The 24,022-nt window shown below is 37.5% G+C and carries 24 protein-coding genes; 18 read left to right on the plus strand and 6 right to left on the minus strand.

Features of this window, described 5'->3' with window-relative positions:
- Positions 1 to 990: AAA family ATPase (locus QVB70_RS16750; RefSeq protein WP_287588638.1), on the minus strand; the 990-nt coding region annotated here is incomplete at its 3' end.
- A 239-nt stretch (positions 991 to 1,229) separates the two neighbouring features.
- On the opposite strand from QVB70_RS16750, the gene thpR reads away from it, so the two are divergent.
- From thpR to QVB70_RS16785, 7 genes are all read left to right on the plus strand, one after another.
- On the plus strand, positions 1,230 to 1,808 hold the full coding sequence (thpR, locus tag QVB70_RS16755; RefSeq protein WP_287588640.1) for an RNA 2',3'-cyclic phosphodiesterase: 579 nt from the start codon (positions 1,230 to 1,232) through the stop codon (positions 1,806 to 1,808).
- Positions 1,809 to 1,838: 30 nt separating this feature from the next.
- On the plus strand, positions 1,839 to 3,257 hold the full coding sequence (cca, locus tag QVB70_RS16760) for a CCA tRNA nucleotidyltransferase (protein ID WP_287588642.1): 1,419 nt from the start codon (positions 1,839 to 1,841) through the stop codon (positions 3,255 to 3,257).
- 325 nt (positions 3,258 to 3,582) lie between these two features.
- Positions 3,583 to 4,782 carry a Cdc6/Cdc18 family protein gene (locus QVB70_RS16765; RefSeq protein ID WP_287588644.1) on the plus strand — a complete coding sequence of 400 codons (1,200 nt, stop codon included), beginning with the start codon at positions 3,583 to 3,585 and terminating at the stop codon, positions 4,780 to 4,782.
- Between the two features lie 161 nt (positions 4,783 to 4,943).
- Positions 4,944 to 5,660 (plus strand): ATPase domain-containing protein, encoded by a 717-nt coding sequence (locus tag QVB70_RS16770; protein ID WP_342766581.1) that lies wholly within the window; start codon positions 4,944 to 4,946, stop codon positions 5,658 to 5,660.
- A gap of 41 nt (positions 5,661 to 5,701) precedes the next feature.
- Positions 5,702 to 6,355 (plus strand): RAD55 family ATPase, encoded by a 654-nt coding sequence (locus QVB70_RS16775; protein WP_287588648.1) that lies wholly within the window; start codon positions 5,702 to 5,704, stop codon positions 6,353 to 6,355.
- 214 nt (positions 6,356 to 6,569) lie between these two features.
- Entirely contained in the window at positions 6,570 to 7,337 is a 768-nt protein-coding gene (locus tag QVB70_RS16780; protein WP_287588650.1) for a geranylgeranylglyceryl/heptaprenylglyceryl phosphate synthase, read from the plus strand.
- A 74-nt stretch (positions 7,338 to 7,411) separates the two neighbouring features.
- Positions 7,412 to 8,557 carry an NAD(P)/FAD-dependent oxidoreductase gene (locus tag QVB70_RS16785; protein ID WP_287588652.1) on the plus strand — a complete coding sequence of 382 codons (1,146 nt, stop codon included), beginning with the start codon at positions 7,412 to 7,414 and terminating at the stop codon, positions 8,555 to 8,557.
- Positions 8,558 to 8,570: 13 nt separating this feature from the next.
- Here the strand turns inward: QVB70_RS16785 and QVB70_RS16790 are convergent, their stop codons facing one another.
- The gene (locus QVB70_RS16790) at positions 8,571 to 8,876 is read right to left on the minus strand and encodes a hypothetical protein (RefSeq protein ID WP_287588655.1); all 306 of its coding nucleotides are present in this window, start codon (positions 8,874 to 8,876) and stop codon (positions 8,571 to 8,573) included.
- A gap of 277 nt (positions 8,877 to 9,153) precedes the next feature.
- On the opposite strand from QVB70_RS16790, the gene QVB70_RS16795 reads away from it, so the two are divergent.
- Positions 9,154 to 10,689 carry an AMP phosphorylase gene (locus tag QVB70_RS16795; RefSeq protein WP_287588751.1) on the plus strand — a complete coding sequence of 512 codons (1,536 nt, stop codon included), beginning with the start codon at positions 9,154 to 9,156 and terminating at the stop codon, positions 10,687 to 10,689.
- Positions 10,690 to 10,713: 24 nt separating this feature from the next.
- Here the strand turns inward: QVB70_RS16795 and QVB70_RS16800 are convergent, their stop codons facing one another.
- The gene (locus QVB70_RS16800) at positions 10,714 to 11,295 is read right to left on the minus strand and encodes a hypothetical protein (RefSeq protein ID WP_287588657.1); all 582 of its coding nucleotides are present in this window, start codon (positions 11,293 to 11,295) and stop codon (positions 10,714 to 10,716) included.
- A 363-nt stretch (positions 11,296 to 11,658) separates the two neighbouring features.
- Entirely contained in the window at positions 11,659 to 13,422 is a 1,764-nt protein-coding gene (locus tag QVB70_RS16805; protein ID WP_287588659.1) for an ATP-dependent DNA ligase, read from the minus strand.
- A gap of 173 nt (positions 13,423 to 13,595) precedes the next feature.
- On the opposite strand from QVB70_RS16805, the gene map reads away from it, so the two are divergent.
- The 10 genes from map to QVB70_RS16855 all read left to right on the plus strand — a co-directional run bounded on the left by map (position 13,596) and on the right by QVB70_RS16855 (position 22,711).
- Entirely contained in the window at positions 13,596 to 14,516 is a 921-nt protein-coding gene (gene map / locus QVB70_RS16810; protein ID WP_287588661.1) for a type II methionyl aminopeptidase, read from the plus strand.
- 95 nt (positions 14,517 to 14,611) lie between these two features.
- On the plus strand, positions 14,612 to 16,045 hold the full coding sequence (locus QVB70_RS16815) for a hypothetical protein (protein WP_287588663.1): 1,434 nt from the start codon (positions 14,612 to 14,614) through the stop codon (positions 16,043 to 16,045).
- Between the two features lie 196 nt (positions 16,046 to 16,241).
- A complete protein-coding gene (locus tag QVB70_RS16820) occupies positions 16,242 to 16,655 on the plus strand; it encodes an Lrp/AsnC family transcriptional regulator (RefSeq protein ID WP_287588666.1) in 414 nt (137 codons plus the stop codon).
- Positions 16,656 to 16,913: 258 nt separating this feature from the next.
- On the plus strand, positions 16,914 to 17,090 hold the full coding sequence (locus QVB70_RS16825; RefSeq protein ID WP_287588668.1) for a hypothetical protein: 177 nt from the start codon (positions 16,914 to 16,916) through the stop codon (positions 17,088 to 17,090).
- A gap of 231 nt (positions 17,091 to 17,321) precedes the next feature.
- Positions 17,322 to 17,498 (plus strand): hypothetical protein, encoded by a 177-nt coding sequence (locus QVB70_RS16830; protein ID WP_287588670.1) that lies wholly within the window; start codon positions 17,322 to 17,324, stop codon positions 17,496 to 17,498.
- A 109-nt stretch (positions 17,499 to 17,607) separates the two neighbouring features.
- Complete coding sequence (gene lysX, locus QVB70_RS16835; protein ID WP_287588673.1) at positions 17,608 to 18,480, plus strand: lysine biosynthesis protein LysX; 873 nt, start codon at positions 17,608 to 17,610, stop codon at positions 18,478 to 18,480.
- Positions 18,481 to 18,558: 78 nt separating this feature from the next.
- Positions 18,559 to 19,623 (plus strand): N-acetyl-gamma-glutamyl-phosphate reductase, encoded by a 1,065-nt coding sequence (gene argC, locus QVB70_RS16840; protein ID WP_342766583.1) that lies wholly within the window; start codon positions 18,559 to 18,561, stop codon positions 19,621 to 19,623.
- 18 nt (positions 19,624 to 19,641) lie between these two features.
- Complete coding sequence (locus QVB70_RS16845; RefSeq protein ID WP_287588678.1) at positions 19,642 to 20,445, plus strand: [LysW]-aminoadipate/[LysW]-glutamate kinase; 804 nt, start codon at positions 19,642 to 19,644, stop codon at positions 20,443 to 20,445.
- Positions 20,442 to 21,641 carry an aspartate aminotransferase family protein gene (locus tag QVB70_RS16850; RefSeq protein WP_287588680.1) on the plus strand — a complete coding sequence of 400 codons (1,200 nt, stop codon included), beginning with the start codon at positions 20,442 to 20,444 and terminating at the stop codon, positions 21,639 to 21,641. Before QVB70_RS16845 ends, QVB70_RS16850 begins: the two co-directional genes overlap by 4 nt.
- Entirely contained in the window at positions 21,626 to 22,711 is a 1,086-nt protein-coding gene (locus QVB70_RS16855; RefSeq protein WP_287588682.1) for a M20/M25/M40 family metallo-hydrolase, read from the plus strand. Before QVB70_RS16850 ends, QVB70_RS16855 begins: the two co-directional genes overlap by 16 nt.
- Before the next feature lie 15 nt (positions 22,712 to 22,726).
- Here QVB70_RS16855 and speB read toward each other — a convergent pair whose 3' ends face one another.
- Positions 22,727 to 23,677 carry an agmatinase gene (gene speB / locus QVB70_RS16860; protein ID WP_287588685.1) on the minus strand — a complete coding sequence of 317 codons (951 nt, stop codon included), beginning with the start codon at positions 23,675 to 23,677 and terminating at the stop codon, positions 22,727 to 22,729.
- Positions 23,678 to 23,695: 18 nt separating this feature from the next.
- Complete coding sequence (locus QVB70_RS16865) at positions 23,696 to 24,001, minus strand: DUF211 domain-containing protein (protein ID WP_287588687.1); 306 nt, start codon at positions 23,999 to 24,001, stop codon at positions 23,696 to 23,698.
- Positions 24,002 to 24,022: the final 21 nt, after the last annotated feature.

Genomic DNA, 24,022 nt, shown 5'->3' on the forward strand with positions numbered 1-24,022 from the left:
ACTAAAGCCTTCTGTGTCAACAGCCAACTTCCGAATATTCACTTCAATTTGTAATGGCAGTTTGTCAATGTACATTTCGAGAATTTTAATTCTATCTTCTAAAGTTGGTAGTAGAAATTCAATCTCATCTTCAAATCGACTTCTTATTGCACGATCGAGGAGTTTGGGTGCATTAGTTGATCCAATAGTCACAACACCCTTATTTTCAGTTATTCCGTCCATTTGCTGCAATAGAGCCGTAACTACTTCTGAAACATCCCCTCGAATGTTTTGATAACTTCTATCAAGTCCTATTGCATCTAATTCATCTAAAAATATAATACATGGAGCTTGTGCCTTTGCTTCTTTGAACAGGTTCGAAATCCTTCGACTAGCATCTCCAACATGAATTCCAATCAGTTCAGTGGATGATATTGCGAAAATTTCGGAATTCGTTTCCGACGCCAGTGCCCTCGCAGTCATAGTTTTCCCAGTTCCTGGAGCCCCATAAAATAAAACACTTCGGGGTCTCCATTCTGAAAAGCGTTCTGGATCTTTAAGATAATTTTTGATTATTTTACATTTTTCTTTTGCTTGTTGATGACCAATAATCTCATCAAAAGCAACTTTTGGTATTTCCTGATGCATATATGATGTTTTCTTTGACTTAGAGTCTAATATTATCTTAGTCTGAGTGCCAATTACTCCACCTTTTTTTGGTTCGCAGTTTTTTACTTCGAATGCGTAATCTGGAACCATAAATTGGTCGAATAGAAAGTCTCCTTCGTTCACCTGAAATCCTGCCCACTGTTCTCTTGCGTATGCTTCAAAAAGCCTAGGATTGTCTGTATCAACTTCAATATCTTTTTCCTCTTGAAATCGCAGGGGGTAGCCTGCAGGTTGAATACGTATTATATTAAGTGGTATCTTTAGTTTTCCTTTTGTTGTTTTTTTATCAATTAGATCATCTGAAGGCGCCGATGAAACATGCCAAAGTTTTGTTTTTTTCATATATTCAAAACCCTCTTCTTATGATCCATGTATTCAATTCTGTGCACAATTGTCAGATATTTTATCAACAATAAAAACTTCATACACCAACTTGTTTTTCAATCTATTGTTATTTTAAAAATCACAAGAACAAATCTAATACAGTTCTCTATAAAGATTAAAACAATTATTAACTAATTTGAATCCGTATTACAAAAATAATTACTTTTATTCTGGCAAAAAGTATTGTAAGAAAGGTTGTGGGGAAAATATCTGAACAAATACGCGCGTTTCTAGCAATAGATATAGATGAACATTTATTTGATAAAATCAGAGAAATACAAGATTCTCTCATTCAAATTAAGGATGATTTAAGATTAGTACCTCTTGAAAACATCCATATTACTCTCGAATTCCTTGGAAATCTCCCCCCATCGATGGTTGATGAAATTTCTCGAATAATGCAAGCAATTTCGCTAGAACCTTTTAACCTTGAGTTTAAGGGTGTAGGGATTTTTAATCCAAAATTCATAAGAGTAGTATGGATTGGTACTGGGGACGGGAGCAAAAATGCGATCTCTCTTGCTGAGGATTTAAAAAAGAGACTGAAAACTCTTGGCGTAAGAATTACCAAAAAAAGATTTACGCCACACGCGACAATTGCAAGGGTTAAGAGCAAAAGGAACACTCGCGAACTTGCTAGGTCAATTCAGGAACTCTCGGAGATAAAAATTGGAACAATGATGGTTACTTCATTTAAACTAAAAAAAAGTGAATTGAGACCAAGAGGTCCTATTTATACAGATCTAAAAATACGTCAACTGGAGCCTCTTCAGTAGATATTAAGAGATTGTATCAGGTATTGAAAAATGAGCATTCAAAGTGTATTAAAAAATGCTATAAAAAGACTGAAACCGACAAAGAAAGAAAGCCAAGATGTTCAGCATCAAGTTAAAACTATAATTGACGAGTTAACTATTGGGCTCAAAAACTTCTATCCAGATATCGAAGTTCATGTAGAAGGATCAATCGCTAAGAACACTTGGATTTCCAATAGTAAGGAAGTCGATATTTTTATTCTTCTTCCTTCAGAGGCAACGCGAGAACATCTTCAAGATGTGCTGAGCACCGTAAAAAATGTAATTAAGGCTCAGTGGATTGAAAGGTACGCAGAACATCCCTTCCTTGAGTTTTCCATAAACGACTATAAAGTAGAGATAGTTCCTTGTTTTAAAGTGCTCGATTCAAAGCATTTGAAATCAGCGGTTGATAGAACACCTCTCCATACACGATATGTTAACAAAAAAATGACCCAACAATTAAGAGATGATGTCCGCTTATTGAAGGGTTTTACCAAAGGAATTGGCGTTTATGGTGCTGAATTGAAGATTGGAGGTTTTTCAGGATACCTTTGTGAACTTCTAATCATTGCATATTCTGGTTTTTTAAGACTCTTACAAGAAGCAACTTCATGGACAACTGGAACTGTGATTGATATTCAAAATCACTACAAAAACTTTAATGAATTACGAAAATTATTTGATTCGCCTCTTATTGTCGTGGATCCTATTGATATTTCACGAAATGTTGCATCCGCATTAAATCTCAAAAATTTCTCGATTTTTGTAGCTGCTGCTGGCGAGTTCTTAAGGAGACCTCATCTCCACTTCTTTTTCCCTCCATCTACACCAAAACTCTCTGTCAAAGAAATAATTTCACGAATGAATTCACGTGGAACTCATTTTCTTTTTCTAGTGATTCCTGCGCCATCTGTTGTTTCAGATATTCTGTGGGGACAACTCTATAAATCTGTTTCAGCACTTCATACTTTTTTTGAACATCATGATTTTCCAATATTCCGCAAAGATGTTTGGACTGACGAACAAACTCTCGTGATTTTTATATTTGAGTTAGAACACAAAACTATCCCTTATGTTGTGAAAAGAATTGGACCTCCAATAACATCACCTCAACATGCAACCAAATTCATTAAAAAGTATATTAAAAGCAAAGATACTTTATCCGGTCCCTGGATAAATGAAGATGGAAGATGGATCGTTGAAATAAAAAGAGATTTTACAAAAGCAGAAGAATTACTTGCCAGAAAAATCCTTGACAAATATTTAGAGGAAATTGGTCTTGGAAAATATATTAAAATGGAACTTACATCGGCAAAAGTCTACTTGGATTCTGAGATCGCATCTCTTTTGAAGGAAACTCCCGATTTTCTAGATTTTTTCACTAATTATCTTGTTAAAACACCTAAGTGGCTAACAAAGAACTCCTAGTTACACAAACTATTTTTGAACTACTCTTTCCTATCGAAATGAACTTTTTGCCGAACAAGTTAAATACTGTGTTTGAGAATAGGTAACTGCATATTCTTCGATTAAGAAGAGAATTTGTCATAAATATGATTATTTAATTCAAAATCAAATGAAAGCAACACAATCAAATTCATTTAGCGTTAGCAATACTTCGACAAAACATCAAAAAACATGAAGTAAGTATATTACGTTCTTAAAGAAAATAAATCATATGTAATCGTGTGAATACCAAATCAAGTTATTATTTACAAAATCTCTTTAGGATGTAGGATGGGATGTGTTCGCATTGGAAGAAGAAGATCTTGTTGAAAAGATATTATTAGGTGCGTCTGTTTTTAGGGACGAGCGTTCTTTATTTCCAGAATTTCTACCTCAAAAACTTCCTAGACGTGAAGAAGAAATTTCTCGCCTAGCTACAGATTTTCGTCCACTTATTCAAAAAAAGGGATCTTTTGCTATTAATATAGCAATTACTGGAACTGCTGGGGTTGGAAAAACGGCAGTAGCGAGATATTGCGGAACACATATCGAAAACGCTGCAAAGAAAAAGAATATAGCGATTAAATTCATTTTATATAATGCACATACTTTTCGGACAAAAACTTCGATTTTAAGAAATCTTTTGACAGACCATTTCAATGTTACAGCTAGAGGTTTTTCTGATGAGGAAATTCTGGGCATGTTAGTTAAACGACTTGAAAAGGACGACATGCGTTTAATAATTGCTCTTGATGAAGCTAATCTTCTAGGTAGTGATGAAATTCTGTCAATAATTCATGCTAGTGAAGTTTTTGGGATAGAACGTAGCCGAATCTCCACAATAATAATCTGCAGACGGACAGAATGGCGGGCTATACTTAATGCCCCTCTTTCTGGACATATTCACGATCAAATTAATGTACCTGGTTATACAAAAGATGAGTTATTCGATATCTTGAGTTATCGTGCACAGTTAGCATTTAATTCCGGAGTTATTTCTGAGGATATCATCGATATGGTTGCAGAAATTGCTAGCCAAACACAGAACGCAAGACATGGTATTGAGATTCTATTAAGGTCCGGAAAAATGGCTGATTACGAACATTTTAATGAGATAAACGCAGAACTTGTTCGAAAGGCGAAAGTTGGAGTGTATCCTGAACTACGCCCTGATGTTCTTGACGATTTAAATGATCACGAACTTTTGGCAGCACTTGGTTTAGCAAGGCGCCTTAAACACCACGGAATAACTGCTACTACTATTAATGAAGCTTACAAATACTACCAGATCGCATGCGAAGAACGCGAGGGAATAAAAGCGCAAAGCTTGTCAGCCTTCAGAAAATATGTACATCGTCTTGATTCAGTAGGTATAATTGGAAAGGCAGTAGGACCACTTGGTAGAGGAAGACGTGGTCGAAGAGCGCGCATTACGTTATACGATCTTCCAGCAACAGTTTTAGAAGAGCGTGTGTTAAAGATATTCGAGTTGCATAACAAAAAATGAACAGAGAGCAAGTCCTTCCGTATCGCAAAGAGTAATTTATATATCAAGATATACAAAACCATCGCTAGTTAAATCAAACTAGATAGCCAATAATGCAATAACTTGAAAGTTTTCCTCAGAAACAGTAATCATTATATCATATTAGAATGGAGCAAAAATCTATGAAACAACTACAGACTGGGATATCCGGCCTAGATGAAATACTTGACGGTGGAATCCCTGAAAAAAAAGTAATTATGCTTACTGGTTATGCTGGTACTGGCAAGACAATTTTTAGTACACAGTTTTTAATTGGCGGTATAAAAAACCAAGAAACTGCCGTATATGTTACTTTCGAGGAAACTGCCCAAGAGATAATTGATAATACAATGAAATTTGGATGGAATTTGGAATCATTAATTGAGGAAAAGAAACTTGTTTTTGTAGAGGTGTTTGCCAGCGAAGAATCGGTAAGGATAGTCCGAGAAGTTGACGACCTGACACCTCTTATTGAGCGCATTAAACTTGCAATAAAAAGAAACAAAGCAAAGCGAGTTGTTTTAGATTCCATTACGGCACTTTTAATGGCTTTGAAAAGTAAAGATGTTGTACGCCGAGAATTACATCGTTTATGTGCAATTTTGAAGAATATGGGCTGCACAATTTTGATGATTTCTGAAGTGCCTGAAGTATCGTTTGAACAGGCTTCTACTGTGCTAAGTCGATATGGCGTTGAAGAATTCGTGGCAGATGGGCTCATTACCTTGTACTTTAGGCCTGAAGGAATGACACGTGAACGATATATTGAGATTCGTAAACTCCGCGGCGTTCATCATAAAATTGGCGTGTATCCCTTTGAAATTACTGATCATGGTATAGAAATAAAACCACGTGCATAGGGGGGAAAAACCTGTCACAATCAAGGGATGATGTAGACCGAATGACATCTGGAATTGAAGGATTAGATGATTTACTTAAAGGAGGTTTCCCTAGAGGAAGTTTTATCAGCGTTTGGGGCTTTGATGGATATGCAGAGTCAATTTTCTCCAAACAATTCTGCTTCAAAGGACTTGAAAACAATGAAAAAGTTTTGTACGTAGCTACAACTGAGACAGAATATGTATTTCGAAAACAAATGGAAGTATATGGTTGGGGTACATCTAGTATGTCCACTTCTCTCAACTTTCTTGAAATTCCTGAAACTGTTTTAACTGACCTTAATGCAGCCAGTAGACTAATTTATGATAAATTTGAACGTTTACAAGGAGTTGATAGATGTTGCATAGTTATGACACCACTTGTTCATCTTAGTCCACCAGCCCACACGTTAGGAGCGACAAAAATTTGGCGTGATCGCTTCTGGAGATCACGTTCTGTTGGTATCGCAGTATATACAAGGGGCGGTATTCCTACACCACTAGAAGTGTCGATTCGGGCGAGTTTTGATGGTGTTATAGACTTCTTACCCTCCGAAAAAGAAGAATATGATGGATATTTGCGTATTTCTAAACTACATCGAACAAAAACCCCTCCGGAATATATTCCGTTTATTCTTGAACCAAAAATTGGTATCGTCTTAAAGAAAAATGATTGATTTTTTGAATGCCTCTTGAAAGGTTGAGTATAACTGGGTTTTTTAGACGTCTTTTTGACGATTTTTAACGTATCTTAAGAAAGCTAAATTATTGAATAAGTTTAAGTGTGAGAAAATTATATGAGCAAAATCACACGAACAGATATCAGATAGCGTATCAAGTGAGACTATTCAAGGCTACAATGGATCTATCTTATTGGAGGACATAAAAAAAATGCCAAAACAATCTGTCTGGGAATATTTACGAAATAAAACAGAAGAACACTCTGCTATACATCTTACACTCATTGATCCTGATCCTTTAAGTGGAACTACTTCAGAAGTAGCTGGAGAGATAGCCAAAATTGCTTTTGAAGTTGGAACTGATGGAATTATGGTAGGAGGGTCAACAGCTTTTGGTATTCTAGATGATACTGTAAAAGAAATAAAACGATATGTAGATGTACCAGTGATCTTATTCCCTGGAAATATCACGGGTTTGAGTAAATTTGCAGATGCTGTATTTTTTATGAGTTTAATGAATTCTCGAAATCCTTATTGGATCTCTGGAGCACAAGCAATGAGCGCACCAATTCTAAAAAACTGGGATCTAGAGGCAATATCAATGGCTTATTTACTTATAGAACCCGGTGCAACGGCTGGATTCGTTGGAGATGCGAATTTACTTCCGAGAGAAAAACCTAAAATTGCAGCAGCATATGCTCTTGCATCACAATACTTAGGATTCAAACTTGTTTATCTGGAAGCGGGATCTGGCGCCAATGCAGCGGTTCCTTTAAACATGGTTAAAGCAGTTTCACAAACAATAGATATACCGTTAATTGTAGGTGGCGGCTTAAATTCAGTAGACGCGGTTGTTAACTGTGTTAAAGCAGGGGCAAATATAGTTGTACAAGGTACATTTGTCGAAAAGACTGTCCCGATTGACAGTGGAAAATCTCTTTCCGAAATAATCCAGGCACTTAAGAAGATACAAAGGTAGCTGAATCTACTTTCTTGAAATAAACAGTTTTGCTATTAAATCTTATTTTTATTTCTACGGGGGCCCTAGTGTTGATGAATTATGATATAATTATTGTTGGTGGAGGCTTTGCTGGATTAGCTACTGCAATAACTGCATCAAGGAACAATTTAGATTGTTTAGTAATTGAAAAAGAGAAGGAACTGGGTTATCCTGTTCATACAAGTGGAGGTTCCTGGTATAGTGAGATGCTCCATCTTGGGCTTGATAAAAACCTTTTGCATCCCATAAATTCTATTGCTTTTCACTCTCCTTCAGGAGATGTTGTCTCTGCTAGTTTTAAAGATCAAGACCCTTATGGTTGCATAATAGATGTAAGAGGGACAATTCAGTTTTTGGCAATGAAGGCGGCACAAGAAGGTGCGCACATCCTTCCCAATACCAAGGTACTCTCACCAATCTTGGAAAATGGTGAGATTGTTGGTGTTAATACTAAATCTTCTGGTTCAGAGTCCAAAAACATTTTCTCAAAAATTGTTGTAGATGCCTCTGGTAGTTTATCACTTATTACACGTCGATTAGGATTAAAAGAAGGCAAATGGCAAAGATATGGTATCGGTGCAGAATATGAAGCATATGTTCCTAAACTGCCAGATGAAAACCATGTTGATTTTATTTTGGGAGAAAGATTTGCGCCTGCAGGTTATGCATGGATTTTCCCAACAGGTAAAAATCGCGCTAGAATTGGTGTCGGGATTATAAGACCTGATAGTAAAGAAAATCCGTTCAAATATTTGGAAGTCATAATGCAACAGCATCCAAATATTTCCAAATATCTAAAACATGCGGTGCCTATTGAGTATCACCATGGAATTTTCCCTTGTGAGGGGCCACTTCCGAAAACAGTATCGAATAGATTTATCAGCGTTGGGGATGCTGCTGGTCAGGGGAGTCCACTAGTTGGCGAAGGAATCCGATATGCAATACAATTTGGTTATTTAGCTGGAGAGGTTGCTGCTAAAGCAATAGCAACCGATGATGTATCAGAAGACTATCTTATGCAATTCTATGAAGAAAAATGGAAAGAGCAAATAGAAACAAATTTTAAGATAGCCTTAGAAATACAAAAAAGGCTTGCGAGACATTCTGATGACGATTGGGAACGAAAAATATCAATGCTGAAAGCACTGGATTTTGATAAACTTGTAGTTTTTTTGAATAAACTAAAGGGCGAACTTTAACTAGATTTAATTTCTATATTCTTGTATAAATCTTTATACCGCAGTATCCACATTTAATAATATTGTCAGGATTTGGTGACATTTCAATCTCTTTCCCACACTGAGGGCACTTTGGTAACGTTTCAAGTGCACTTGGTGGAAGAATTAATTTATTGAACCAGTCCACTGCTCCAGACCACTCTCCTTTTTCCCAAAGTTCTAAGATTACCTCTTTGCATCTCCTAATAGTAGGTATTTCAAATCGCTCGCAGATATCACCAAGAGTTGTACGACCTTTGATTGTGGTGTACTTTATGATCTTCTGTGCCAGTTCGTTCATTTTCATCCCTCAGCGCGCTATCATAACCTTATATTAGAAGCCTACACATCATAGTTTAAATATTTCTCGTAAAAATTTTGATCTAAATACTTAGAGATGTTGCTATACATGGATTTTTGGTCTTTTTCAAGCCTTCAATTTCGAATTTGGTGATCGTTGATGTCAAAAAGCAGCTGAATCGATTATTGCCGACTCTCAAGAAAGTTATATGAACCAGTAATTTAACAAGTTAGTTGTAGAAACCTTTCTCAATTACTAGGAGAATTGATCTGATTTGATGACAGAATTCATTATCAAGCCGATTGACATTACCTCTGGAAAGAATGAGGTCATTTTAAATGAAGATGATGCTACAAAAATGGGATTTAAAAACGGCGATCGACTCAAGATAAGACAAAGTGAAGTATCTACAGTTGGTATGGTTGAAACCACTAAGACAGTCGTAAATGAGGGCGAAATCGGAATTTATAAGGATATTTTAGAAAAATTTGCTTTTGAATTACGTGCGGGAGTAGAGGTTACAGCTGTAGGACGCCCTGATTCCTTCTACTTCATAAAAGAAAAAATGAAAAGTGAGAAGTTGTCAAAAGACAAGATTTATTCAATTGTTGCTGATGCTGTTGCAGGAAACCTCTCTAATTTGGAACTTGCGGCTTTTATACTAGCTGAAGAGTTTGTTGGATTAGATATGGAGGAAATTGGGCATCTTACAAAAGCGATGGCAGAGACAGGACAAATGATCGATTTTGAAGAAACCGTATTTGATAAGCATAGCATTGGAGGCGTGCCAGGGAATAAAGTGACCCTACTCATTGTGCCCATCGTTGCTTCAGCTGGATTACTCATCCCCAAAACCTCAAGCCGTGCAATTACTTCCCCGGCTGGTACAGCAGACACCTTTGAAGTATTGGCGGATGTAAAATTTAATATAGACGAACTAAAAGAGTTGGCAAAAAAAGTCCGAGGAACCATTGCCTGGGGAGGCGCTCTTAATCTTGCTCCCTCTGATGATATCTTCATTCACCGTGTTGAACATGGACTTGGCATAGATCCATTGCCGCAAATGATGGCAAGCATTTACTCAAAAAAACTGGCAACTGGTGTGGATTTTCTTGTTCTGGACATTCCTACACTTACCCGATATTATGAAAGAGGTGCAAAGGTTAGAAGTGTCGAAGAGGCGCGTACTCTCGCTAGACAATTCGTTGAGCTTAGTGACCGAATAGGAATAAAAACAGAAGCTGCAATTACCTATGGCGGACAACCTGTTGGCCATGCAATAGGACCTGCATTGGAGGCAAGAGAAGCACTTCAAGCTTTAGAAGGACTTAGACCCTCAGCTAGTTTAATTGAAAAATCATGTGCTCTAGCCGGAGTGCTTATTGAGATGTCTGGAAAAGCAACTAAAGGTCAAGGAAAGCAACTTGCTGAAGAAATTTTGAACTCAGGAAAAGCATTAAGCAAAATGAAAGAAATAATTGAAGCACAAGGCGGTAATCCTACTATTGAATCACAGGATGTTGCTATAGGCAATTATAAGGCGGAGTTGCGCTCATCCAGCGATGGCTATATAGTAAGAGTCGATAACAAACAGATTGTGAAGATTTGCAATACCGCAGGAACTCCTCGTGATAAAGGTGCTGGAATATTACTCCATGCAAAGGTGGGTTACAAAGTGAAAGCGGGTGACTTACTTCTTTCAATCTTCTCTAATAGTGAATCACGGCTCTCAAAGGCACATGCAATTGCACTTAAAAACAATCCAATAGTGTGTGAAGGCATGCTCATTGAAAGAATCTCTGATCTCACCTAAAGATTATCTCGTTTCTTTTTAATGTTAAACCGCAAGTTTTTCATAACTGGATATTAGTTTCCTACGTTCTTCATTGAGCTGCCGCAATTCTGAAAGTTTCTCAGAGAATACATTTAAATTTTCAATGCCGGCGCCTACAAAATTCTCGTTTATAATTTCATTTTTAAAGGACATTACACTCTCTTCTAACGCTTTCAGTTCAGTAAGAATATTGAATTCAAGAACTCGTACGAATTTGAAATCAATATCCTCAATTTTCTTGACTTCAAAATACGTGGAAAACCCATAATCTGGATTGGTTACGTCGTTATAAAAGTTTTCAGCCAGGTCAATAATTGAGTCCATCTGAGTCCATGAATTTAAAAGCTGTAACTCGATGAATTTTACATGGGCTTCTTTTAATGCATCTCCTATCGTAACTAATCCTGTCTTTAAACATCCTCTCACGATTTTTTCTGCGCGATTCCTACCTTCAAGATCAATATACATTTTATCATCTGGTAGTTTATCAGGATCAATTTTAGTAAATTCGTCTTCTGAATCACTCTTTAGCGTAATCTTATGCAGAGTGCCTTTTGACATTTTCTTGATTTTTTTCCAAACCAAATTGAAAACCACCTTGGATAATTTAGATGATTGGTAATTGTTAATCTGCTCGAAGTAAAAGTGTCTATATCATGCATTCTCTTATTACGTTTTAGGCTAAAAGCACACATACCTTACTGATAACTGAGCAGGAAAGCACCAATGCTTAAGCAAAGTGATGAATTGTGTTGTGGTTATATAGCTTGTTGGTGACAAAGTTTATGAGTACCTACGGGGCGTGGGGATGTTAAGCCTGTGGAGATAAGACCTCCGTAACCTGCAAGGGGATCGAGTCTGTCATAGAAGCAGTAAGCCTAAAAGCTTTAGCACGAGATAATTCATCTAACATATTCCATTCTCTATTTTATTTTTTTTTATTTTGTGCTATTCAATTTTCTTTAACTGACCTTTGAAAAGGTCGATTATTTCCTGTTGAGATGTTGCTTGTTCAGCTGTCTTATCATCCCTTATACGTCCAGTAAACCTTGGGAAACGCATAGCTAGACCGCTTCCCTTTCTTATCATATCTAAAGCACATGTATGCACTGGCGAAAGTGTTAGTTCAGCAGCTTGAACCTCTAAAACAATTGTTGGTTTGATCCATATGTCTGGAACTGTTGAGTTTTTGATAATTACTCGAGGTGGTTTCTTCGAGACGCGATATTGGTCTAATAATTTTTGAAGAGTCTCCAAATGTTCGTCTGTAAAGCCACTACCCATTCTACACACGCTTTTAAACTGATTTTCGATTGGGTCATAACACGCCATGAGAAGAGAGCCATAGAAACCTGTGCGCGCTCCGTACCCCACATATGCTCCAATTACAACCGCGTCGATCGTATCTGCAACTTCGCTTTTATAGTCTCTTTTAAATTTAATCCACAGCCAGCCTCTTGCACCCGCCTGATAAATGGATTCTTCTTGAATGGATTTTGCCATAATGCCTTCGCATCCCTTTTCAACCGCTGATTCGAAAAATTCTTCTAATTCATCTTCAGAAGTTATCTCTTTTTGAACTGCAAGTCTAAGTTGTTCTGTTTCGTTTACTATCTTCTCCAGCGCTTTTCTACGAAGAGGATAGTTTTTATTTGTGAAATCTTTGTTATCAAGGTATAAAAGATCAAATAGGAAAAGATTAACTGGAATCGCTTTCATAGTTTTCTTTATTCCATATTTTCTGCGTCGATGCATTAGTTCTTGAAAAGGACGTAATTCTCCAGTTTCAACATTATATGCAACAACTTCTCCTTCTATAATTGCATTATTAGCACGAATCTGTGCTCTAACCATTTCACATACGTCAGGATATTGTTCACTAATTTCTTCAAGTCGTCTTGAAAAAATAAGCACCGTTTCCCCATCCTTGTGAATCTGAAGACGTTCTCCATCGTACTTAAATTCAGCAATAAATGTTCCTTTTAACTTTGCAAATATTTCTTCTTTCTCTCCTGACCTTTGTGCCATCATCATACGAATTGGATGCCGAATCGTGACCTTAAAGTCTTTGACAGACTCTATTCCTTCCTTCACTAATCTTTCTGCAATTAGACCAAGATCTGACGAAATATTGAACGCTCTTTCTATTATAGGTCTATTTGTTGCATTATCAGTATAGGCAATTGCAAGTGCATCCATAATAGTCATATCCGCCATACCAAGTCTCATTTGACCTAAAATTGTCCGGATTATGTACCTAGCTTCTAAAGGAGACGCATTTGTTAGCAATCCTGCTAATAGTTTAATCTTAGTGTCTACTGATCCCTTACCACTTGTTCTGCCTATCTTATCAAGTGTTTCTGACATGTATTTGACATCAAGTAGCTTTGTGAACAAAGTTGTTTGTTTTTTAATTGCTAACTCTTCTTCCGCAGCCTTTCCTAGATCCCCTTTCTCTTTCATTTTTTCTACAATTTGATTGGTAGTTAATCCGGTAGCATTTGCAATAGATTTTATTACCATTTTTTCAGCCATTCCGTATTGGAAATCTTCATAATCAGGGTAAGGTGAGCCTCTTATAAGGCCAATAACGTCACGGATATGGTCTGGAGGAGTCGCTTTAAATAACTCCACTAAATGGTTTGTCATCTCCGTTCGCTTTGACGTAACTTCTATCTTACTCAATTTTCCTGCTAAGACCTGATATTTCACTTTTCCCACGATCCGTTATAGCAAAATTTAAAGTAACCATTATCACAATCAAAGCCTTGTTATTCACAAAGTGTAATGCAAGAATTAATTTAAACATGATACCAAACAAAAGACACTGGTAACCAATTTCCAAGCTATTATTCTTTCAATTCATTTCGGAGAGGTGTATTTGAATGTCACGTAAAAAATCAAGTTCAAAAGAAGATATATTTGAGAAATATAGAAAAGCCGGTCATATTGTTGCGAAGGCAAAAGAATACATTCGACCATTTGTAAAAATTGGTACAAAACTCTTTGATATCTGCGAAAAGGCTGAACAATTTGTGATAAAAGAAGGAGGAAAACTTGCCTTTCCTTGTAATGTCTCAATTAACCATATAGCCGCCCATTATTCATCACCACCTGGGGATAAGACAATAATAAAAGAAGGCGATATCGTGAAGGTAGACATCGGTGCACACATCGATGGTTTTATTGCAGACTCAGCATTTACAGTAAACTTCGATCCAGATTTCGATAAATTGGTTGAAGCTGCGGTGGATTCTTGCCATGCCGCAATTGAAGCAGTGCTTCCTGGAACCAACACTAAAGATATTGGCAAAATAGTTGAATCTACTATAAAATCAAAATCATCTAAATATAGGCCTATCAAAGAACTTTCAGGACATATTCTAGATGAATATTCGTTACATGGGTCAAAAACAATCCCAAACGTCCCTATTCCATACGGGGTTAAGATCGAAGAGGGAGAAGTGTATGCCGTTGAAACATTTGCCAGTTCTGGTTCTGGCTCTGTTCATGATTTACCCTATGGCTATATCTACCGTTTACTGCCAGTTCGAACTCCAGTTAGATCAAAAGGCGCTCGAAAAATAATTAGTGCTGTTTTAAAGGAGCATAAAACGTTACCATTCAGCGAGAGATGGATCGCCAAACAAGTCAAAGCTTATAAAGTGGCCTTAAATGAACTCGTCACGAAGGGTGTCTTCCATCGATATAAAGTACTTTCAGATAAGAAAGGCTGTAAAGTTGCTCAAAATGAAGAAACGATGATTGTCACGAAAGAAGGACCTGAAATTACAACAACAATTTAGTTTATAACGTATTTCAGAGAATTGCGATTTATACTATAAGCCCATAGATGAAACTGAGGTCAAATTAAAGAATTACAGAAAAAGGTATAAAGCCTATGACTAAAGCGCAATCACTTTTTTCTCTAACCAGGGATATAAGGACACGTCTTTTTATTAGCGTCTTAATTGTGTATGTCTACTTTATTAACGGCTTTAATTCTCCCAACGAAGGGTCTCGCCTTGCTTTAATTATGGCAATTGTAGAACAGCAATCGTTTAAGATCAATGATTTTATGGAATGGACATGGTGGATAGATTATAGTGAATACCCTCCTGGGAGCGGAAACTATTATTCGGATAAAGGACCAGGCTTGAGTTTTTTAGGAATTCCCTTCTATTTTCTTGGTAAATTTGTTGCATATAGACTGTATTCAGATCCTTTATTAGTTAACGGAACGTTGGCAAGTTTTGTAGTCTTATGTGGCTCTATATTTACTGTACTTAGCGTTGTGGTGGTTTTCGAGTTTTGTAAGTTGCTTGAAATTAATGAAAAAACGAGTCTCCTTACAGCTTTATCTTATGCCTTTGGTACAATCGCTTTTGTCTATGGGAAAACCTTTTTTGCACATGGAACATCCGCATTTCTATTAATTTCAGCGGCGTACCTCACAGTGCATTACTTTCAAAATGGAAGGAAAGACAGTACAAAAGTATTCCTTGCTGGCCTTGCCTTAGGATATTCTGTTTGTATAGATTACCAAAATGTACTTGCATTACCACCAATTCTCGCATTTTATGCGTTTAAACGAGAATTTAGAAAATTATTGTTATTTCTAGTTCCTTACCTAGCATGTTTAGGACTGCTCGCCTGGTACCATTTTGTAATTTTCGATAGCCCATTCTCAACGCCATATATGTATACTGGCTATTATGGAGAAGTACAAAGTTTTCAGGCGTTTTCTTATCCCATGTACCTCGGTTTGTGGGGCTTATTGTTCAGTACCTATCGTGGATTATTTTATTTTTCGCCATTTCTTCTATTTACAGCATATGGTTTTGTATTGTTCTTTAGACGTTATCCACAAGAGGCAATTTGGTTTGCGTCAACCTTCTTATTGATGTTATTTGTGTTGTCTGTGTATGTTGTATGGCATGGAGGCGGAGCTTACGGCCCAAGGCTTTTATTGAGTGTCATTCCTTTCATTGTCGTCCCCATAGGGATACTTTTAGATACTCCCCATATTGCGAATAATCGCTGGTTTCAAGTGATTTTTTTTGGTACTTTGGCATATAGTATTTTTACCATAGCAACTGGTGCAGTTACTGATCCAGTTCCTTTTCCATGGACTCCAAATCCGTTTTTAGAGTATAACTTACCCCTTTTGATCGGAGGAAATTTAGATAGCGCTTTATTCAAATACATTTCGCCGTATACAATCATTCTGGTACCAATATTGCTTCTAGTAGTAAATCTGCGACAAATTCACCTTCTTAAATTAAGAAATAAATTGCTTGACACAATTAACGCTTTTAGAAAGGCTCTGCCATAACATGCTTTCATTAAACTTTGTTTTGAGAAAACAAGAGTAATGTAAGTTTGTTTTTGTGTATTTGTCCGCCCACAATTTCTATAAGGTTGGTCTTTCCTCTCACGGAAAGATTGAGAATTCTTATAAAACGTGGAGTTTTATAAATAATCATAAGGTTAGGTTGGGATTCAAATATATCTAAATGGGAGGTTTTCCATTGGATGACATAGACCAAAAAATTATTGATCTCTTAAAAAAAGACTCCCGTACTTCCTTTGTAAAAATTGCTGACGCTGTGGAACTTTCAGAAACTGCTGTTCGAAAAAGGATAAAAAATCTTCAGGATAATGGCATCATTAAGCGTTTTACTGTTGAAATCGATGAAGAACAACAAACAAAGGCTATCGCGATGATAGAAACCCAAGCAAGCATGCATACGCCCGAGATTTCTCAAAAATTCATTGAAATTGAAGGAGTGTCATATTTATTTGAAACAACTGGAGAGTACGATATCATTGCTGTTCTTTCAACTACGACAATTGAAGAGCTTAATCGAACACTTGAAAAAATCCGGTTAACTGAGGGTGTAATTAGAACAAACACAAGTCTCGTCTTACGCAGTTGGTTTTAATTACTTGATCGGTGGGAAGTCCCCTCCTTCGGAATGGAAGTATTTTACTAACGTAACTTTTTTATTTCTTCTTGAATTAGATTTTCGTATGTTGCTCGATTTTTTGAAAATTTTCACAATTTCGAACCAAAAAAATCGAATTATGAACCTCGAATTATGTTTTCAAACACAACATTTATATAGTGAAAACTATTATTCCGAATCAAGTATCTTAATCACGAACAATAATCTTATCAATATTACTTGAGGTGACCCAACTTGTACGATGTTGAATGTCCAGAATGTTGTGCCGCAATAGATGCCCCCGATGACGTAATGGAGGGCGAAATACTCGATTGTCCCGATTGTGGAGTAGAAGTCGAGGTTAGAGAAATCAATGGAAATGGTATCGAGGTCTGCATAGCTGAAATTGAAGGAGAGGACTGGGGCGAGTAAATAAATTCTATGATTTTTTCTTATTATTTTTCAGCTAGTTTTTTATTATTTTGCAGCCTCTATTTTGATTTTAAACACAATGGCTCCAATATAATCACATACAGAGACATAAAAGACTGTAAATTGCCTTTAATCACTAGTCAGCGCATTCTTTATAAACTAACTATTATTATTCATACTCCTTAGAATGTTAACAATGAAATCTTTATGTTGACAATGAGATGACCTTGTTTGAAATCTATTGAATGCCCTCAGTGTGGTGCCTTGATAGACGTCCCCGAAGACGTAGTAATGGGTGAAATCCTTGACTGCCCCGATTGCGGGACTGAGCTAGAAGTAACAAAAGTCAGTGAAGGAGAAATAGAAATTTCTTCTGCTGAAATTGAAGGAGAAGACTGGGGTGAATGATTAAAATATTTTTAACTTCAAATTTATTATTTTAAAAAACTAAATTGATCAAAATGAAATTATGTTCATACATTTGTGATAAGAGAAACTGAGCGATGTGGATAACGAAATGAAAACCATTGGACTTCTTTTTGATAGGCTTAGATGGTACGAAAAATCGATAATCCAAGCGGCAGCAAAAAAAGGTATTGAAGTTGCAAAGATTGACGCAAAAGATCTCTCCATTGATATTACCCGTTCTGATAACGATTTTGGCGAAAACGATGTAATCCTGCAAAGATGTATCAGTTATTATCGTGGTCTATATCTCACAGCGGTTTTAGAAAACGAAGGCACACAGGTAATAAATCCTTTTCAGGTATCTCAAACCTGTGGTAACAAACTTCTGACTACAATGGCTCTGAAAAAGGCGAATGTGCCTACACCACGAACTATAATGGCATTTACACCAGAATCAGCACTCAAAGCGATTAAGGAAATTGGTTATCCCGCCATAGTCAAGCCAATTGTAGGAAGTTGGGGCCATTTTATTGCACCTGTCAATGAAGATAACGTAGCAAAAGCTATTATCGAACATAGAGAATCGATGTCACCTCCTCTTGGCAAAATCTATTATATCCAAGAGGAAGTTAAGAGGCTACCTACAGAGTTGCGGAAGCGCGATATTCGTAGTTTTGTAATCGGAGATGACGTGGTTGCGGCTATTTATAGAGTCGCTAAAGAAGGTGAATTCATAACAAACACCTCACGCGGAGGCAAAGCTTTACCATGTGAAGTGGACAGCGAAATCGAAGAAATAAGCCTGAAAGCAGCTGAAGCTGTTGGAGGCGGGGTTCTAGGAGTCGATTTAATGGAAAGCCCTGATGGATATGTTTGTCATGAAGTGAACCACGTCATGGAATTTCGCAACACTGTTGAAGTAACAGGCATCCCAGTTCACGAAATAATAGTGGATTACCTTATTGAACAAGCTAAGAAATAACTACTTAAATATTTCAAAACTCTTGTTTTGTCACGATTTTCAAGAGTTTATGATAAACGCAGGTGAGAAAAAGCTATGATAAACGCAGGCATAATTGGTGCAAGTGGGTATACTGGCGGTGAATTGTTAAGACTACTTGTAATGCATCCAGAAGTAGAAATTTCATATGTTACGTCTGAAAGATACGTGGGTGAATATGTCCATCGTCTTCATCCGAATTTAAAAGGCTTACTTCAAATGAAATTTTCGTCTCGTAAAACCGTAGATTTATGCAATTGTGACGTGATTTTCACGGCAACTCCACATGGCGCATCCATGAGTTATGTACCAGATCTAATAACGGAGTGTGACATAAAAATTATTGACTTGTCAGCAGATTTTCGACTCAAGAATCCAGAGAAATATGATGAATATTACAGCCGTACGCACCCAAATCCTCAGTTATTGAGTGAAGCTGTTTACGGGATCGCAGAACTTCATCGTGAAGAGATAAAAAAAGCAAGGATTGTTGCATGCCCTGGCTGTCTGGCAGCTAGCGCAATTATTTCTTTATTCCCTATTTTCAAAGAACTTGCCGACCAAATAGATTTAAAGCGGATTATTGTTGATAGCAAAATTGGTAGTTCTGCAGCGGGAGCAACACCTTCAACCGCAACTCACCATCCGCATAGAGCGGGCATTGTTCGACCATATAAACCCACTGGTCACCGACATACAGCAGAAATAGAACAGGAACTTCAAGAAGCTTCTGGCAAACCTGTAGAAGTCTTTATGACGCCACATGCGGTTGACATTATTAGAGGTATTTTGAGCACCTCTCACGTTTTTCTTGATGGCGGAACTGAGGTAAGTGAAAATGCGATTTGGAGAATTTATAGAAATTTCTATAGAGATGAGCCTTTTATTAGATTTATCAGAGACAAAAAAGGTCTTTATAGATATCCAAATCCTAAAAATGTTATAGGAACGAATTACGCAGACATTGGATTCGATATAGAATCAAAAGGCGTTAAACGTATTGTTGTATTTTCAGCAATTGATAATCTCGTTAAAGGTGCTGCAGGAGCTGCTGTTCAGAGTTTGAATCTTATGTTTGGGATGGAAGAAACAACTGCTCTCACCTTTCCGGGATTACATCCTTAATTAGTTGGAAGTGATGATATGCGCATCGTAGTTAAAGTAGGAGGTACTCTTATCGCAGAACCAGATATCTTTACAAATATCGCACAAGACTTCCAAGAAATAACAACTACAAATCAATATGTTTTGGTTCATGGAGGCGCTAAAATAGTGAATAAAGTCGCCGAAAAGATGGGCAAAGAACAAAGATTTGTTACGTCAGCGAGCGGCTTTAGAAGTAGATATACTGATCGCGAGACCATGGAAATTTTTGAGATGGTTATGGCTGGTAAAATAAACAAAGAACTCGTTGTTTCACTACAGAACAACGGTATAAATGCAATCGGCCTGTCTGGAGTTGATGGAGGCTTAATTCGTGCACAAAGAAAAGGTAGAATAAAGATTATCGACGAAAACGGACGAAAGCGGATGATTAGCGGCGATTATACTGGAAAGATTAATGAAGTCGATGGGAACTTGCTTACCCTCCTTCTTGAAAATGGTTATTTACCTGTAGTTGCCCCTATCGCGCTCTCTCATGAATATGAACCATTAAATTGTGATGGTGATAGAACTGCTGCTTATATTGCTAGCGCCGTTTCAGCTGATAAACTTATCCTTTTGACTGATGTCTCAGGTCTTTTAGTTAACGATAATGTAGTTCCTGTATTGACTGCTGCAGAGGCAAAAAATGAAATCGATAAGATCGGTGCTGGCATGAAGAAAAAGGTCTTTGGAGCATTAGAAGCCCTTGAAGGAAATGTTAAAGAAGTTATAATTGCATCTGGTCTTGTAGATGCTCCAATAAGTCAGGCTTTAGAACATAAAGGTACGGTGATATCATGAACTCACAAGAGATAATGCAACTTGAAGATGAATACCTCTCAAATGTGTATCCGAAGCGAAATGTGGCTATAGTGAAAGGACAGGGCGCTTTACTATGGGATGCTGATGGAAAGGAATACATAGATTGTATTGGCGGTCATGGTTCCTGTAATATCGGTCATTGCCATCCTCGTGTCATAAAAGCTATAGAAGAACAATTACCAAAACTCATGATTTGCCCTAGCATCTTATATAGCGATATTCGGGCTGTTTTCGGAGAAAAAATTGCAAAACTCACTCCAAGCGGTTTAAGCAAAAGTTTTTTGAGCAATAGTGGTGCTGAAGCGGTAGAATGCGCTATAAAACTTGCACGGAAATATACCAAAAAAACTGATATCCTTGCGATGAAAAAGGGCTTTCACGGTCGTCTAGGCTTTTGTCTATCAGCGACATGGAAACCAAAATATAGAAAACCCTTTGAACCGCTTAACCCAGGTTTCTCTCATGCAAAATTTGGAGATATTCAATCGATAAAAGATGCAATAACCGAAAAAACAGCCGCCGTACTCGTTGAATCGATACAGGGTGAAGGAGGGATAAATCCCGCACCAGAAGGATTTCTTCAAGAGTTGCGAGAACTATGTAATGCAAAAGATATTCTGTTTATTCTTGATGAAATCCAAACAGGATTTGGACGAACTGGTAAAATGTTTGCTTGCGAACACTGGGACGTCGTTCCTGACATAATGTGTCTCGCTAAATCAGTTGCTGGCGGTGTTCCTATGGGAGTGACTTTGGCAAAAGAAAACATTATGAATGCGTTCGATCCTGGCGAACACGGAACAACCTTTGGCGGAAATCCGATAGCATGTGCTGCTGCAAATGCTTCACTTGATGTGTTGGTAGATGAGCGACTTCCTGAACGTGCTTCAGAAATGGGCGCATATTTCAAGAAAAAACTCTCACAATTAAAAGAAAAATACAAGATCATACGTGATGTACGTGGCACGGGTCTGATGATTGGTGTTGAACTTCGATTTGACTGTAGAGATATACTTCTGGGTGCCTTGGAACGTGGTATTCTGATTCTCTCTGCCGGGCGGAACGTGCTCAGATTCCTACCCCCTCTAGTTATTAAAGAAGAGCATATTGACTACGTCATAGATACTTTAAACGAGTTGTTTAGGGAGCAAGAAGCAAATTGGATGAAAAAATAGAATTTTTGAAGCAAGTGCTTGAGATTTACAGCCCAAGCGGGGATGAACAAAAGTTAGCGGAATTTCTATGTTCAAAAATGAAACAACTTGGCTTGAATTCATGGATTGATGAAGTAGGCAATGTTATTGGAGAAATCGGTAGTGGGCGTCCAATTCTTCTTTTTTTACCACATATAGATACAGTTCCAGGATATATTCCAGTCGAAGAAAGAAATGGAATAATCACAGGGCGTGGGGCGGTAGATACTAAATCTTCTCTTGTTGCAATGATCATAGCTGCCTCAAGTTTTGTCGATAAGGAAATCCCTGGTAAAATTAAAATAATAGGGGTTGTCCAAGAAGAGCCCGATTCAAAAGGCGCCAGATTTCTATTAGAAAAAGGCATTGACGCAGATTATATTGTCATTGGAGAACCCAGCGGATGCGGTGGAATTACTTATGCGTATAAGGGGAGGCTAGATTGCAAATTATCCCTTAGCACTGAAACTGGGCATACAGGTGCATGTTGGCAATATAAAAATGCGATAGAATCCGCCTTTGAACTGTGGACTACAATCGTAGAGAGCATAGAACACTATGAAGAAGGAAGTTATTTCAACTCAGTCATTCCATGCCTTACGTTTATTCAAGGAGGAAGATACGAAAACATCGTTCCCAATGAATGCGAAATGAGGTTTGATGTCCGCTATCCACCAAAATATACTTCCAAAGAGTTGTTTAATGAGATTCAATCTTGTGTTGAAAGGTTTAAGGCTCAAAATCAAGTAAAAATTGAAATCAGCTTAATTTCAGCATCGGAAGCAATTGAGACTGATAAACGCTCAGATTTGATGAAAGCCTTTAAGAAAGCAATTAGAAAGGTTCTAAAGGGCCATCCTCGTTTGATTCGAAAGACTGGTAGTTCGGATATGAATGAAATTGGGGCACAAATACCAATTCCACTAGTTGCATACGGTCCTGGAGATTCTAAACTTGATCATTCACCAAATGAGCGTATTGAGATTCACGAATTTATTTCAAGTATTGAAGTTTTAAAAGAAGTTGTTTTAGATATTCTAAGTGCTTGTTAATGCGCATGCTATTAATTATTCCTTTTTCTTCAAAGAATATGTATATGCAGCCGCCAGAGCTTCAATAATAATTGCAGTCGCGTTAGATGCAGTAATTCCTGCAGAATCATGAGGCGGGGCGACCTCAACTAGATCCATCGCAACCATACGTTGCCCGAGTATGGCTAACATCTTGAACAATTCCCAGGGAGTTAAGCCGCCAGGTTCATGTAATCCTGATCCAGGGGCAAAGGCAGGGTCGAGCACATCAATATCTATTGAGAGATAAAAAGACTTTGTATTCTTTGTAGCAATCTCTACGCTTTTCTTAGCTATTTTTTCCAGACCTTCTTCGCGTATATCATATATACTAAACCTACTTATGCCTGCTTTATCGACTTCTTCTTCGTGTTCAGGATGACTTGCATATCCTGAATACCCTATCACAACAATATTTGTTGGATCAATAAATGGCAATTCACTGGTTCTTCGAAGACTACAAGAGTGCGAATAACGTTGCCCTGGAGGGTATTCATTATCAAAATCAAGGTGGCTATCGACCCAAATAACCCCTATGTTTTCTTTGAGTATATCATGAGCCTTTATTGCTGGATAAGTAATTGAGTGGTCGCCTCCAATAATAGCAGATGTTATATTCTTTTTAATCAACTGTTTAACAGTTTCATAAATTGCCATGTGACTCTTTTCAACATTGCCTGGAATAACGGGCACATCACCAGCATCAATAATGGTCAAATCATTCAAATCGAATTTAGATCTAAGAGAATATCCCGAAAAACTAGTAGAAGCCTCTCTGATAGCACGTGGTGCTAGGCGGGCTCCCGGTCTATGAGTTGTTGTCTCATCTAGAGGGACGCCTACAATTGCAACGTCTACATTTCGTAGGCTTTCAATGTCTTTGATATTCACATGTGGAAACTTAAGAAAGGTTGGGATTCCTGCGTAAGGAGCTTCAAAATCCTCCAATACTCTCACCAAAAAGAGTTAAGACTCGTGGGTTTCTACTTCCTCTATAATTACCTTTCCAGCTACAGTTTGATCAATGCTATGGATTACAGCTCCAGACTCCTCCAAGGATTTCGCAATTAACTCGTAATCCAACGAATTTCCTTCAATCGTGATTTTTACCGATTCGGTATTCTTGTCTACTTCGATTAAACTAATATTTACGCCAGCTACACCACTCAATCGACTCAATTCGACTGAAAGTTCGGGAAGAAGTGGCATATGTGGTTTTAAAACATCCAGAACTAATCGTTTTAAACCTCTTTCCTTCGTTGATTCTGACATTTTGACAGACATCCAGTTTAA

This window comes from Candidatus Borrarchaeum sp., assembly GCF_019058535.1.
GTDB classification, from domain to species: Archaea; Asgardarchaeota; Sifarchaeia; order Borrarchaeales; family Borrarchaeaceae; genus Borrarchaeum; species Borrarchaeum weybense.